Source organism: Pseudomonas sp. zfem005, from assembly GCF_032621735.1.
In the GTDB taxonomy this organism is placed as follows: Bacteria; Pseudomonadota; Gammaproteobacteria; order Pseudomonadales; family Pseudomonadaceae; genus Metapseudomonas; species Metapseudomonas solani.
This window is the reverse complement of the sequence record NZ_JAVYJE010000003.1, coordinates 504275-516785: the sequence shown is the minus strand read 5'-3', so window position 1 is coordinate 516785 and position 12511 is coordinate 504275. Positions and strand designations below refer to the sequence as shown.

At 67.8% G+C, this 12511-nt stretch carries 9 protein-coding genes and 1 pseudogene; 5 read left to right on the top strand and 5 right to left on the bottom strand.

The genetic code is table 11. The annotated features are described in order from the left end of the window. Window positions 1-3 precede the first annotated feature (3 nt). The 3 genes from xseA to RTW82_RS09135 form a co-directional block, all read right to left on the bottom strand. Window positions 4-1383, bottom strand: coding sequence for an exodeoxyribonuclease VII large subunit (gene xseA, locus RTW82_RS09145; protein WP_316924888.1), 1380 nt, complete (start codon window positions 1381-1383; stop codon window positions 4-6). A gap of 47 nt (window positions 1384-1430) precedes the next feature. Next, window positions 1431-1982 (bottom strand): sugar ABC transporter ATPase, encoded by a 552-nt coding sequence (locus RTW82_RS09140; RefSeq protein WP_316924887.1) that lies wholly within the window; start codon window positions 1980-1982, stop codon window positions 1431-1433. A 72-nt stretch (window positions 1983-2054) separates the two neighbouring features. Next, window positions 2055-2954 (bottom strand): LysR family transcriptional regulator, encoded by a 900-nt coding sequence (locus RTW82_RS09135; protein ID WP_316924886.1) that lies wholly within the window; start codon window positions 2952-2954, stop codon window positions 2055-2057. A gap of 109 nt (window positions 2955-3063) precedes the next feature. Here RTW82_RS09135 and RTW82_RS09130 point away from each other — a divergent pair, with 109 nt between their 5' ends. Continuing rightward, a complete protein-coding gene (locus RTW82_RS09130; protein ID WP_316924885.1) occupies window positions 3064-3843 on the top strand; it encodes a sulfite exporter TauE/SafE family protein in 780 nt (259 codons plus the stop codon). Window positions 3844-3886: 43 nt separating this feature from the next. On the opposite strand, the pseudogene RTW82_RS09125 reads toward RTW82_RS09130, so the two are convergent. Both RTW82_RS09125 and RTW82_RS09120 read right to left on the bottom strand, forming a co-directional pair. After that, window positions 3887-5242: pseudogene (locus tag RTW82_RS09125) on the bottom strand (OprD family outer membrane porin). Window positions 5243-5337: 95 nt separating this feature from the next. Then, window positions 5338-6039: a phosphatase PAP2 family protein gene (locus RTW82_RS09120; protein WP_316924884.1), complete on the bottom strand. Its 702-nt coding sequence runs from the start codon at window positions 6037-6039 to the stop codon at window positions 5338-5340. Window positions 6040-6560: 521 nt separating this feature from the next. On the opposite strand from RTW82_RS09120, the gene guaB reads away from it, so the two are divergent. The 4 genes from guaB (at window position 6561) to RTW82_RS09100 (ending at window position 12502) form a co-directional block, all read left to right on the top strand. Further along, window positions 6561-8030, top strand: a complete 1470-nt coding sequence (gene guaB, locus RTW82_RS09115; protein ID WP_316924883.1) for an IMP dehydrogenase — start codon at window positions 6561-6563, stop codon at window positions 8028-8030. 112 nt (window positions 8031-8142) lie between these two features. Further along, complete coding sequence (gene guaA / locus RTW82_RS09110; RefSeq protein ID WP_316924882.1) at window positions 8143-9723, top strand: glutamine-hydrolyzing GMP synthase; 1581 nt, start codon at window positions 8143-8145, stop codon at window positions 9721-9723. A 179-nt stretch (window positions 9724-9902) separates the two neighbouring features. Next, window positions 9903-10922, top strand: a complete 1020-nt coding sequence (locus RTW82_RS09105) for an extracellular solute-binding protein (protein ID WP_043240143.1) — start codon at window positions 9903-9905, stop codon at window positions 10920-10922. Next, window positions 10922-12502: an iron ABC transporter permease gene (locus RTW82_RS09100; RefSeq protein WP_316924881.1), complete on the top strand. Its 1581-nt coding sequence runs from the start codon at window positions 10922-10924 to the stop codon at window positions 12500-12502. The genes RTW82_RS09105 and RTW82_RS09100 overlap by 1 nt, the downstream gene beginning before the upstream one ends. The last annotated feature ends 9 nt before the right edge of the window (window positions 12503-12511 follow it).

Below are 12511 nucleotides of genomic sequence, written 5' to 3'. Positions count from 1 at the left end.
CTATCAATCCAGCAGGGAAAGGGTGACCGGGGTCAGGTGATTGTCTTCGACCCGCACGTCCAGTTCGCCTTCGCCCAGGCGAGCCTTCAGGCGCTGGCCGGGGCGGGTCTGGGCGGCGTTGCGGATGGCCTGGCCGCGTTCGTCGAGCAGGATGCTGTAGCCCCGGCCGAGGGTGGCCAGCGGGCTGACCACGTTGAGCGTCTGCACCTGGCTTTGCAGTTGCAGGCGGCGCTCCTTCAGGCCTTCCTGCATGGCGCGTGGCAGGCGCGCGGCGAGGCTGTCCAGGCGCTGGCGCAGCAGGCTCAGGGCGCGGCCCGGGTGTTGTGCGGCCAGGCGGGTCTCCAGGCGCGCGAAGCGTTCCCGGCGGGTGCTCAGCTGGCGGTCGAGCGCGCGTTGCAGGCGCATCTCCAGGTCGTCGAGGCGCTGGGCCTGCTGGCGCAGGCGCTCGCCCGGGTGGCGCAGGCGGCGGGTCAGGCCGTCGACGCGCAGGTGGTGATGGGCGATCTGTTGCTGCATGCGCAACACCAGGCGCCGCTGCAGGCTCTCCAGGCGTTGGCGCAGGCTGCTGGAATCCGGGGCCAGGAGTTCTGCGGCGGCGGACGGCGTGGGTGCGCGGACGTCGGCGACGAAGTCGGCGATGGACACGTCCGTCTCATGGCCCACGGCGCTGACGATGGGCGTCTGGCAGGCGGCCACGGCGTGGGCCACGGCTTCCTCGTTGAAGCACCAGAGGTCTTCCAGCGAGCCGCCGCCACGGGCCAGGATCAGCGCATCGAAGCCCTGGGCGTCGGCCCGCTCGATGGCGCGGACGATCTGCGCGGTGGCCTCGCGGCCCTGCACGGCGGTGGGCACCAGGGTCAGTTCCACCTGCGGGGCGCGGCGGCGGAACACGCTGATGATGTCGCGGATCACCGCACCCGTGGGCGAACTGACGATGCCGATGCGTTGCGGGTGGGCCGGCAGCGGGCGCTTGGATTCGGCGTCGAACAGGCCTTCGGCGGCGAGCTTGTCCTTCAGGGCCTCGAAGGCCAGGCGCAGAGCGCCGTCACCGGCGGGCTCCACGGCATCGGCGATCATCTGGTAGTCGCCACGGCCTTCGAACAACGAGACCTTGCCGCGCACCTTCACCGCCAGACCGTCGCGCAGCGCCTGGCGCACCTTGGCGGCGTTCTGCCGGAACAGCGCACAGCGCACCTGGGCCTGGCTGTCCTTGAGGGTGAAGTACAGGTGGCCGGACGCGGGCTTGGCCAGGTTGGAGATTTCGCCTTCCACCCAGACCTGGGGGAACACGTCCTCCAGCAGATGGCGGGCACGCTGGTTGAGCTGGCTGACGGTCAGCACCTCGCGGTCGAGGCCGAGCCGTTGGAAGGGGTCTTTGAACATGAGCGGCATGATACGGGCGGCGATGGCCCGCGCTCAATGCGCGCTGTTCAGTCGTGCACTTCGACCAGGCGCACGGGGAAGCCCAGGCGGTCGGCGAAGGCGGCGAGGAAGGCGCGGCTGAAGCCGGCTTCCAGCCAATCGTTGAAGACGAACGCCAGGTTGGAGAAGCCGCAGGCCTGTAGATAAAGGAAGCCGTTGATGTCGTCTTCGAAGCCGCATTCGGGGCAGGTGAAGTTATCGGTCTCGCCCGGCCACCACTCTTCCAGGCTTTCGAACAGCGGCTCACCGATCTCGCGGCGGCACTCCGGGCAGCCGGCCTCGTGCAGGAAGCCACGGGCGGGGGTGTAGATGCAGCGCTTGTCGACGATTTCCAACCCGGCGCCGGGCTTGCCCAGCGGCAGCCGGTCGGGATGTTCGACCACCTGGCGCGCCCCGGGTGCGACGGCGTGGATCATGCGGTTGCCACCCCGGGCGAAGGCGCTCGGGAAGGCCTCGACCACACCCTGGCGCACCAGCCAGCGCAGCATGCGGCCGGCCAGAGCATGGTGGCCGGGCACGGTGGAAATCTGCGGGACGATGATCAGTTGACGGGTTTCCACACGGGGCTCCGAGGGATCAGGGGCGCGCAGCTTAACCGCCAGTCGGCGGGCGTCAATCGCGAGGCGACGGAATCAGCCTGCGCCCAGTTGCTGGCGGAAGTGCTCCACCAAGCCCTGGCTCAGGGGCGTGCCATCGTGGCGCCAGGCCAGGGCGACCTGGCTGTCGCAGTCGGCATCGGCCAGTGCCAGGAAGCGCACCCCGGCAGGCGCGATGGCGCGCATGGAGGCCGGCACCAGGGCGACACCGAGCCCGACTTCGATGAGTTGCAGCTGGCTGGTCTTGCGTGAGACGGCGCGGGCCGCACGGGGAAAGAAGCCCTGGCGCAGGCAGAGTTCGGCGGCACGGTAGCTGAGGCCGCCGCGCTGCATGTGCGGCACCGAAACGAAGGGTTCGTCCGCCAGACGGGCGAGGGGAATGGGCTCTGCCTCATCGGCCAGCGGGTGCTCGGCCGCCACGGCCAGCAGCAGCGGTTCGCGGTACAGCGGCTGCAGGGCCAGGCCGGGGTGCTGGCGCAGCACCGGCAGGCGCAGCAGGCACACATCCAGGCGGCCTTCCTGCAAGTCGGCCAGTTGCTGCTCGGAGGATTGCTGGACGATCTCCAGGTTCACCCCCGGGTGCTGCTCCAGGTAGGTGCGCAGGGGCGCCTGCAAGGGCGTGCCCAGGGGCACCGAGCTGGAGTGGCTGAGGCGCAGGGTGCCGTGCTGGCCCTGGCCGACCTGGCGGGCCAGCTCGCCGGCGGCTTCCAGATCCTGCAGCAGGCGCAGGGCCAGGGGGTGGAAGGCACGGCCCGCCGGGGTCAGCTCGACCTGGCGCGGGCCGCGCTCCAGCAGCGGGGTGGCGAGGTGGGTTTCCAGTTCGCGCATCTGCCGGCTGAGGGCCGACTGGGCGATGAACAGGCGTTCGGCCGCGCGGCTGAAGCTGCCGCTCTCGACGATCTCGATGAAATAGCGCAGTTGTCGTAATGAGATCACGGGGGCTCCTGCCATGCCTTTTGGAGATGGGACGAGGGGGTGGATTGTATTGGCCCGATGCCTGTCGCGCTCGCTAGATTGACGGCACTTCCCTGCCGAGCGCCGTTCCATGAGTGTCGAAAGCCTGTTCGCCCTGCTGTCGTTTTCGCCGACCGACTGGTTGCTCATCGCAGGGGCCATCGCCCTGGCCTATGTGGTGTTCGGCATCGCCGGCTTCGGCACGGCGTTGGTGGCCGGACCGCTGCTGGTGAGCAGCCTGCCCATGGCGCGGATCATCCCGCTGCTGGTGCTGCTGGATTTCGTCGCCTCCGCCGGCAGCTGGTTCACGGCGCGCCAGGCGGTGGCCGGGAGCGAGCTGCGCCGGCTGTTGCCCTGCATGGCGCTGGGCTGCGCCATCGGCGCCTACGGGCTGGTGAACCTGGATGCCGAGTTGCTGATGCTGCTGTTCGGCCTGTTCGTTTGCGCCTATGCCATCTGGTCGCTGTTCTTGCAGCCGGTGCGGCAGGCGCCGATGAAGCCCCTCTGGGTGGTGCCCTTCGGTGTCTTCGGCGGCACCTTCGGGGCGCTGTTCGGCAGCGGTGGCTTCCTCTATGCGCTGTACCTCAGCGGCCGTCTGCCCGAGAAGGAGCGGATCCGCGCGACCCAGAGTGCGTTGATCGGCTGCAGCACCCTGGTGCGCCTGGGGCTGTTCGTTGTGGCCGGGCTCTACGCCGACTGGCAGATACTGCTGCTCGCCCTGAGCCTGCTGCCGGCCATGGCGCTGGGGCTGTGGATAGGCCGGTGCCTGACCCTGCGCCTGTCCCGCGAGGCCTTTGTGCGGCTGGTCACCTGGCTGGTGCTGTGCAGCGGCGTGGCGCTGGTGGCGCGCTACCTGGCGCTGCAGCCTTGAGGGGCGCGCCGCCCGCTGCGCCACTGATGCGGGCGGCGCGGGGTTAGAACAGCTCCAGCGGGTATTGGATGCGCAGGCGCGTCTGGTCGATGGAGGCGTCCGCGTAGGCGCGGTTGCTCCGGTGCCAGATCTGCGTGGCGCGCAGGTGCAGGTTTTTCAGGGGGCCACTGGCGAAGGTGTAGCCGAGGTCCAGGTCCAGCTCGTGGTGCTTGCCGTCGCGACCGTAGAGCTCGTGGTAGATGCTGTGGCTGGGGGCATGGCTGCCGTCTGCGCCCCAGCCCCGCTGGTAGCGCAGGGCCAGGTTCAGCTCAGGCAGGCCCAGCCAGTGCAGGCGCTGGTCATAGCGAAGCTGCCAGGAGCGCTCACGGGGCCCGTTGAAGTCCGAATACGCGGCGGCGTTGGCCAGGACGATCGACTGGCTGCTCTGCCCATCACCGAAGCCGATGTAGTCGAAGGGCGTGTCCGAGAAGGTGCGTTGTTAGGCCAGGGTCAGGCGGTGCGCGCCCAAACGGTAGGCGATGGCATGGGAGCCGATGAGGTTGTCGATGGGGCCGAACAGCGAGGCGCCACTGTCGCGGGTGCGATAGAGGTGGGTGCTGTTGCTCAGGGTGCCGGCGCCGAGCGCCTGTTCGTGGCCCAGGTGCAGGTAGTGCTGGGTCCAGACGTCCTCCAGCTGGCCCAGGTAATAGGAGAGGCTCCAGGGTTCGCCGCGATGGCTGAGCCCTATATAGCTGGCGCTGTGGATATCGAGGCCGCGCCGGTCCGGACGGCCGACGACGGTGGAGATGGCGCCACGGTTCTTGCTTTCGGTGGGGCCGGAAAGCGCGGTGAAACGCGCCGCCTCCAGTTGCAGCCCGGCCCAGTCGCCCTGCAGGTGCAGGCCGTGGGCCATGCCGGGGATGATGCGGCTGTTGTCCGCCGCCAGCACCGACGCCTGGGTGCTGAAGTTGCCGTACCTGAGCTGCGCATCGGCGATTTTCAGCTTGAGCGCGCCGCCGGCCTTGCCGTGGCTGTCTCGCGGGTGGCCCTGGCCGTCCACCGCCAGGGTGCCCGTGCCGGTGCGCCCGCCGCCGCTGTCGAGTTTGAACGCAGCCATGGCGAAGGCATCGACGCCCAGGCCGATGAGGCCGGGCGTGAAGCCCGATTGGTAATGCAGCTGTACGGACTGCCCCCATTCCTGGCGGTAGCCGTTGCGTTCGTCTCGGGGTTTGTAGCGGTTGCGCCCGGCGTTGTTCGGGCCATCGCGGAAGTCGCGGGCAAAGTACTGGTTGTCGAAGAACAGGCGGGCGTCGCCCTGGGCGAGAACATCGCTCCAGGAGGTCTCCTGCGCCTGGGTGTGGCAGGCGAGGGCGGTCAGCAGTGGCAGGCAGAGGGGGAGGGCGAGGCGATTCACGAACATGGTGTCGCTCCTTCTTATCGAGGCTACGGCTCCCTGCGTGGGGTGGTGCCTTCCATGGCGGGCCGCGGCGTCGCCCGCCGCGGCCCGTGTGGGCGTCAATCCAGGGCGAGGTTGCTTCTCACCTCGCGCCGGGCGTGCTCGAAGTCACGCAGGGCGCCGGGGTTCTTCAGCAGCTCGTTGGCGAGTACCGCCGCGGATATGCGCCCGCCTTCCAGGTCGGTGGGGTAGTGCACGCCCGCCACCACGCGGCTTTGCGCGGCTGCTGCGGCCCGGGCGAAGAGGTCGGCGCGGTGTTCCGGCAGCATCTTGGCCAGCAGGATGGCGGTGAGGTAGGCATCCATGGTGTGGCCGCTGGGGTAGGACTCGCCCATGGGGGGCGGCAGTATCGGCTTAACCTCCTGGCTGAGTTCGTAGGGGCGGGGGCGGGCGAAGTGGTGCTTGGCGGGCATCAGCGTCTGCTCCAGGTCCACCAGCACGCGGCGGAAGAAGTGCGCGGTCTGTGGGTGCCGCTCGACGGTGAACTCCGCCCCGAGGATGCCCTGGGCGAAGGGGAAGGCCGCGTCGTCGCGCTTGGCCTGCTCCACCTGCTGCGGGGTGCGCTCGCGCTGGACGAGCAGCACGGTATCGAGGTCGAGCCGGTCTTCGGCGGTGCCGGCGGGCGGCGGCGGTGGCAGGTACTCCGCGAGCTCCAGTGTCTGTTGCGGCAGGTAGGGCATGAGTTCCGGCTGGGTGGCCTGGGTGGTTGGGCTCAGGATCAGCAGCAGGGTGGCGAAAAGGGGCAAGGGTGAACGGGTCATGACGATGTCCTTTCCTCGGGGCGAACGGGTGTCGCCGCTTGATGGGCGGTGGTGGTGAGCGGGCGGGAGGTCTGGGGGCGCCTGGGGGCGGTGCGCGCGGGGCGCTTGGTGCCGCGGGAGGGTGGTGCGGGGATGAAGCCTGGCAGGGTGGGGCGGTCGCGGATCGCCGGTGCTGCGCTTGCGGCGGAACCAGGCGCGGCCGTTGCGTTGCCCTGGGGGATCGGCCAGCGTCGAGTCGGCGGGTGACGGATGGAGGGCAAGTGGCTGGTGCATGGCTCCCACTCTTTATTCTTGTCGTTATCGGCGTCGGCGAACGCGCCCCGCCTGGGGCGCAGCGTCATGGGGGAGTATCGGAAGGCCCGGCGCGGCGCCGCTATCCTGCAGATGCGGGATGGCACTCCATCGGAAAGGGTGGTACGGCGGTGAAGAAGGTGAGGCCGAAGGTAACGGTTTCATTGAGCGCGCCATCACAGCTGAGATATAATGCCGCGCTTCCAATTTTCCCGCCTGGGAGCCCCGCCATGCTGCGCATCAGCCAAGAAGCCCTCACCTTCGACGACGTACTCCTGATCCCGGGGTATTCCGAGGTCCTGCCGAAGGACGTCAGCCTCAAGACCCGCCTGACGCGCGGCATCGAGTTGAATATCCCCCTGCTGTCCGCCGCGATGGACACCGTGACCGAAGCCCGTCTGGCTATCGCCATGGCGCAGGAAGGCGGCATCGGCATCATCCACAAGAACATGACCGTCGAGCAGCAGGCTGCCGAGGTCCGCAAGGTGAAGAAGTTCGAGGCCGGCGTGGTCAAGGACCCGATCACCATCGAGGCCGACGCCACCGTGCGCGACCTGTTCGAGCTGACCCGCCAGCACAACATCTCCGGTGTACCGGTGCTGTCCAACGGTGACCTGGTGGGCATCGTCACTTCCCGTGACGTACGTTTCGAAAACCGCCTGGACGCCCGCGTCCGTGACGTGATGACGCCGAAAGAGCGCCTGGTCACCGTCAAGGAAGGTGCCGACAAGAACACCGTCCGCGAGCTGCTGCACAAGCACCGCATCGAGAAAGTCCTGATCGTCGACGACGCCTTCAGCCTGAAGGGCATGATGACCGTGAAGGACATCGAGAAGGCCAAGGCCTATCCGCTGGCCAGCAAGGACGACCAGGGTCGCCTGCGCGTCGGCGCTGCCGTCGGCACCGGCGCCGATACCGCTGACCGCGTCACTGCGCTGGTGAATGCCGGCGTCGACGTGATCATCGTCGACACCGCCCACGGCCACTCCAAGGGCGTGATCGACCGCGTTCGCTGGGTCAAGCAGACCTTCCCTGAAGTCCAGGTGATCGGCGGCAACATCGCCACCGGCGAAGCCGCCAAGGCCCTGGCCGAAGCGGGCGCCGATGCGGTCAAGGTCGGTATCGGCCCGGGCTCCATCTGCACCACCCGTATCGTCGCCGGCGTCGGCGTCCCGCAGATCTCCGCAGTCGCCAACGTCGCCGCTGCCCTGGCCGGCACCGGCGTTCCGCTGATCGCCGACGGCGGCATCCGTTACTCCGGTGACCTGTCCAAGGCCATCGTCGCCGGCGCCTCCGCCGTGATGATCGGCTCCATGCTGGCCGGTACCGAAGAGGCCCCGGGCGAGGTCGAGCTGTTCCAGGGCCGTTCCTACAAGGCTTACCGCGGCATGGGTTCGCTGGGTGCCATGGCCCAGGCCCAGGGTTCCTCCGACCGCTACTTCCAGGACTCCTCCGCCGGTGCCGAGAAGCTGGTCCCGGAAGGCATCGAAGGCCGCGTGCCCTACAAGGGCACCATGTCCGCGATCGTTCACCAGCTGATGGGCGGCCTGCGTGCCTCCATGGGCTACACCGGCTGCGCCACCATCGAAGAGATGCGCACCAAGCCGGAGTTCGTGCGCATCACCGGCGCCGGCATGGCCGAGTCCCATGTGCATGACGTGCAGATCACCAAAGAGGCGCCCAACTACCGCGTAGGTTAAGGGGCCGCGTAACAGGTGCTGGAAGCTGGAAGCTGGAGGACGGAAGCATGACTTTCGCCCTGCACTTCCAGCTTCTGGCTTTCAGCTTCAAGCTCTTTCCGAAGGAAAGCTCATGGCCAATCAAGATATCCACGCCCACCGCATCCTGATCCTCGACTTCGGTTCCCAGTACACCCAGCTGATCGCTCGCCGCGTTCGCGAGATCGGCGTGTACTGCGAGATCCACCCGTTCGACATGGAAAACGATGCCATCCGCGCCTTCGCGCCCAAGGGCATCATCCTCGCCGGCGGCCCGGAGTCGGTGCACGAGGCCAACAGCCCGCGCGCGCCCCAGGCGGTGTTCGATCTCAACGTCCCGCTGTTCGGCATCTGCTACGGCATGCAGACCATGGCCGAGCAACTGGGCGGCAAGGTCCAGGGTTCCGACCTGCGCGAATTCGGCTACGCCCGTGTCGACGTGGTCGGCAAGGCCCGCCTGCTGGACGGCATCGAAGATCACGTCGACGCTGACGGCGTGCTCGGCCTGGACGTGTGGATGAGCCACGGTGACAAGGTCACCGCCATGCCCGAGGGCTTCCACATCCTCGCCAGCACCCCGAGCTGCCCCATCGCCGCCATGGCCGATGACGCCCGTGCCTACTACGGCGTGCAGTTCCACCCGGAAGTGACCCACACCAAGCAGGGCGGTCGCATCCTCTCCCGCTTCGTGCTGGACATCTGCGGCTGCGCCGCCCTGTGGACCCCGTCGAACATCGTCGAAGACGCCATCGCCACCGTGCGCGCCCAGGTGGGCAGCAACAAGGTGCTGCTGGGCCTGTCCGGCGGCGTCGACTCCTCGGTGGTCGCGGCGCTGCTGCACAAGGCCATCGGCGACCAGCTGACCTGCGTCTTCGTCGACAACGGCCTGCTGCGCCTGCACGAGGGTGACCAGGTGATGGCCATGTTCGCCGAGAACATGGGCGTCAAGGTGATCCGCGCCAACGCCGAAGAGCTGTTCCTCGGTCGCCTGGCCGGTGTCTCCGACCCGGAAGAGAAGCGCAAGATCATCGGCCGCACCTTCATCCAGGTGTTCGATGAGGAAGCCACCAAGCTGAAGGACGTGAAGTTCCTCGCCCAGGGCACCATCTACCCCGACGTGATCGAGTCGGCCGGCGCCAAGACCGGCAAGGCCCACGTGATCAAGTCCCACCACAACGTCGGCGGCCTGCCGGAAGACATGCAGTTCTCCCTGGTGGAGCCGCTGCGCGAACTGTTCAAGGACGAAGTGCGCAAGCTCGGCCTCGAACTGGGCCTGCCCTACGACATGGTCTACCGCCACCCCTTCCCGGGCCCGGGCCTGGGTGTGCGCATCCTCGGCGAGGTGAAGAAGGAGTACGCCGACCTGCTGCGTCGCGCCGACCACATCTTCATCGAAGAGCTGCGTGCCTTCGACTGGTACCACAAGACCAGCCAGGCCTTCGTGGTGTTCCAGCCGGTGAAATCCGTCGGCGTGGTCGGTGACGGCCGTCGCTACGCCTGGGTCGTCGCCCTGCGTGCGGTGGAAACCATCGACTTCATGACCGCCCGCTGGGCGCACCTGCCCTACGAGCTGCTGGAGAAGGTCTCCAACCGCATCATCAACGAGATCGAAGGCATCTCCCGCGTCACCTACGACGTGTCGAGCAAACCGCCGGCGACCATCGAGTGGGAATGACGGCGCACGCCTGAAGGCAGCGTCGAAGGCGCGGACCGCATGCGGTCCGCGCCTTTTTCATATCCGCCATCGCTTCCTCTCATCTGCCGCAGCAACCTGTCGCAGCCATTTCTTGAGAACGAAGCGCAGTTGATCCGTATAATCGTTTCCGATTATTGCTGAGTTGATAGGAGTGGCTTATGTCGGCACGTCTCGTAACTGCGTTGGCCCGCGTCTGCGGCGCCGGTGTTCTGTCCCTCGGCCTGCTGCTGCCCATGGCGGCCCGGGCCGACGACGCGGTGACCCTGACTCTGTACAACGGGCAGCACGAAGCGACCGGCAAGGCCGTCGCCGAGGCCTTCACCAAAGCGACCGGCATCCAGGTGCGCATCCGCAAGGGTGGTGGTGGCCAGTTGGCCAACCAGATCGCCGAGGAAGGCGAGCGCTCGCCCGCCGACATCATCTACACCGAAGAAGCGCCGCCGCTGATCAAGCTGGCCGGCCAGGGCATGTTGGCCAAGGTGGATGACAGCTCCCTCAAGCAGGTCGAGCCGCAGTTCGCCGACCCCGCCGGCAACTGGATCGGCGTCACCTCGCGTGTGCGCGTGCTCGCCTACAACCCCGAGGAGCTGGGCGACCAGGCCCTGCCGCAAAGCGTGCTCGATGTGGCCGACCCGGAATGGAGCGGCAAGATCGCCTTCGTGCCCAGCAGTGGTGAGTTCCTTGGCCAGGTGGCCGCCATCATCAAGCTGGAAGGCCGCGAGAAGGCCGAGGAATGGCTGACCGGCCTCAAGGCCTTCGGCTCCACCTACACCAACAACGTCATCGCCATGAAGGCAGTGGAGAACGGTGAAGTCGCCGCCGCGCTGATCAACAGCTACTACTGGATGGCGCTGAAGAAAGAGAAGGGCGAGCTGAAGAGCAAGCTGCACTACTTCGCCGACGGCGATGCCGGCGGTCTGGCCAGCGTCTCCGGCGTGGCGGTGGTGAAAGCCAGCAAGCACCCGAAGGAGGCCCAGCAGTTCGTCGCCTTCATGCTTAGCGAAGAAGGCCAGAAGGCCATCCTCAGCCAGTCCGCCGAATACCCGGTGAACCAGAAGGTGTCGGCCGACCCGCTGCTCAAACCCTATGACCAACTGCGCCCGCCCAAGCTCACCGCCGCCGACATCGGCCTGGCGGAGGACGCCCTGGAGCTGGAGCGTGAGGTCGGGCTGAACTGATGCAAGCCGAAGTCCTGGACCCGGCCCTGGCGGCCTCGGCATCGAAACCCCTCGGCCGTCGTCGCCGCTCCCCGCCCATCTGGCTGCAGGTGCCGGTCCTGGCATTGTTGCTGGTCGCTGCACTGCCCCTGTTCTACGTCGCCGTGCGCAGCTGGGAATCCGGCTGGCACACCGCCTGGCAGCTGCTGTGGCGCCCCTTCGTGTTCCACCTGCTGGCCAACACCATGAAGCTGATGGTGCTGGTGACCGCCGGTTGCGTACTGCTCGGCCTGGCCCTGGCCTGGTGCGTGGAGCGCAGCGACCTGCGCTGGCGCCGCCAGTGGAACGTGCTGCTGTGCCTGCCCTTTGCGATCCCGGCCTTCGTGGCCGGTTTCTCGTGGATCTCCATCAGCCCGGTGTTCGAAGGCCTCGGCGGCACGGCGCTGGTGATGATCCTGTCCAAATACCCGCTGATCTACCTGCCGGTGGTGGCCACGCTGCGCAACCTCGACCCGGCGCTGGAGGAGTCCGCACGCATGCTCGGCTACACCCGGCGCCAGGTGTTCTGGCGGGTGACCCTGCCGCTGCTGCGGCCGACCCTGATGGGCACCGGGCTGCTGGTGGCGCTGCACATGCTGGTGGAGTTCGGCGCGCCGTCGATCATGCGTTACCAGACCTTCACCACCGCCATCTACCAGCAGTTCGAGCTGGAGTTCAGCAACGCCAACGCGGCGATGCTTTCGGCGCTGCTGCTGGCCCTGTGCATGCTGATGATGGGCATGGAGCTGCGCCTGCGCGGGCGCGGCTTCGCCCGCACCGGGCAAGGCGTGGCACGGCGCACCGCGCCCGTGAGCCTGGGCCTGTGGAACTGGCCGATCCAGGTGCTGCTGGTGGCGCTGGTGGTGATCGGCTCGGGCACGCCGCTGGCCATGCTCGGCTTCTGGATCCATGAAGGCAGTTCGGCGGCCTTCCCGCTGATGGACATCCTGCGCACCCTGGGTTCGTCGCTCTACCTGTCCTTCGGTGGTGCGCTGATCAGCTGCCTGCTGGCGTTGCCGGTGGGGCTGGTGGTGGTGCGCTACCACGGGCGCCTGGCGCGTCTGGCCGAACGCCTGCCCTACCTGTTGCACGCGTTGCCGGGGCTGGTGATCGCGTTGTCCCTGGTGTTCTTCGCCCTGGGTTATGCACCGGCGCTGTACCAGACCACGTTGCTGTTGCTGGTGGCCTACGCGCTGCTGTTCATGCCCATGGCCCAGTCGCCGATCCGCGTGGCGCTGGAGAAGGCTTCGCCGCAGCTGGAGGAGGCCGCGCGCACCCTCGGGCAGACGTCGTTCAAGGCCTTCCTGCGGGTGACCCTGCCGATCATCTTCCCGGCCATCGGTGCCGGTTTCGTGCTGGTGTTCCTCGACTGCATGAAGGAGCTGACGGCCACCCTGATCCTCGGCCCCACCGGGCTGGATACGCTGGCCACCGCCGTCTGGTCGCACACCGCCAACCTGGAGTACGCCGCTGCTGCGCCCTATGCCGCGTTGATCGTGCTGGTGTCCGGGCTGCCGGTGTACCTGCTCACCACCCGCGCCTACCTGGGCCGCAACCGCTAGGCGGCTGTG

Excerpts from the sequence above, each read along its gene's own strand:
- xseA (WP_316924888.1), bottom strand. The coding sequence starts at position 1,383 with ATGTTCAAAGACCCCTTCCAACGGCTCGGCCTCGACCGCGAGGTGCTG.
- RTW82_RS09130 (WP_316924885.1), top strand. The coding sequence starts at position 3,064 with ATGAGTGTCGAAAGCCTGTTCGCCCTGCTGTCGTTTTCGCCGACCGAC.
- RTW82_RS09120 (WP_316924884.1), bottom strand. The coding sequence starts at position 6,039 with ATGACCCGTTCACCCTTGCCCCTTTTCGCCACCCTGCTGCTGATCCTG.
- guaB (WP_316924883.1), top strand. The coding sequence starts at position 6,561 with ATGCTGCGCATCAGCCAAGAAGCCCTCACCTTCGACGACGTACTCCTG.
- guaA (WP_316924882.1), top strand. The coding sequence starts at position 8,143 with ATGGCCAATCAAGATATCCACGCCCACCGCATCCTGATCCTCGACTTC.
- RTW82_RS09105 (WP_043240143.1), top strand. The coding sequence starts at position 9,903 with ATGTCGGCACGTCTCGTAACTGCGTTGGCCCGCGTCTGCGGCGCCGGT.
- RTW82_RS09100 (WP_316924881.1), top strand. The coding sequence starts at position 10,922 with ATGCAAGCCGAAGTCCTGGACCCGGCCCTGGCGGCCTCGGCATCGAAA.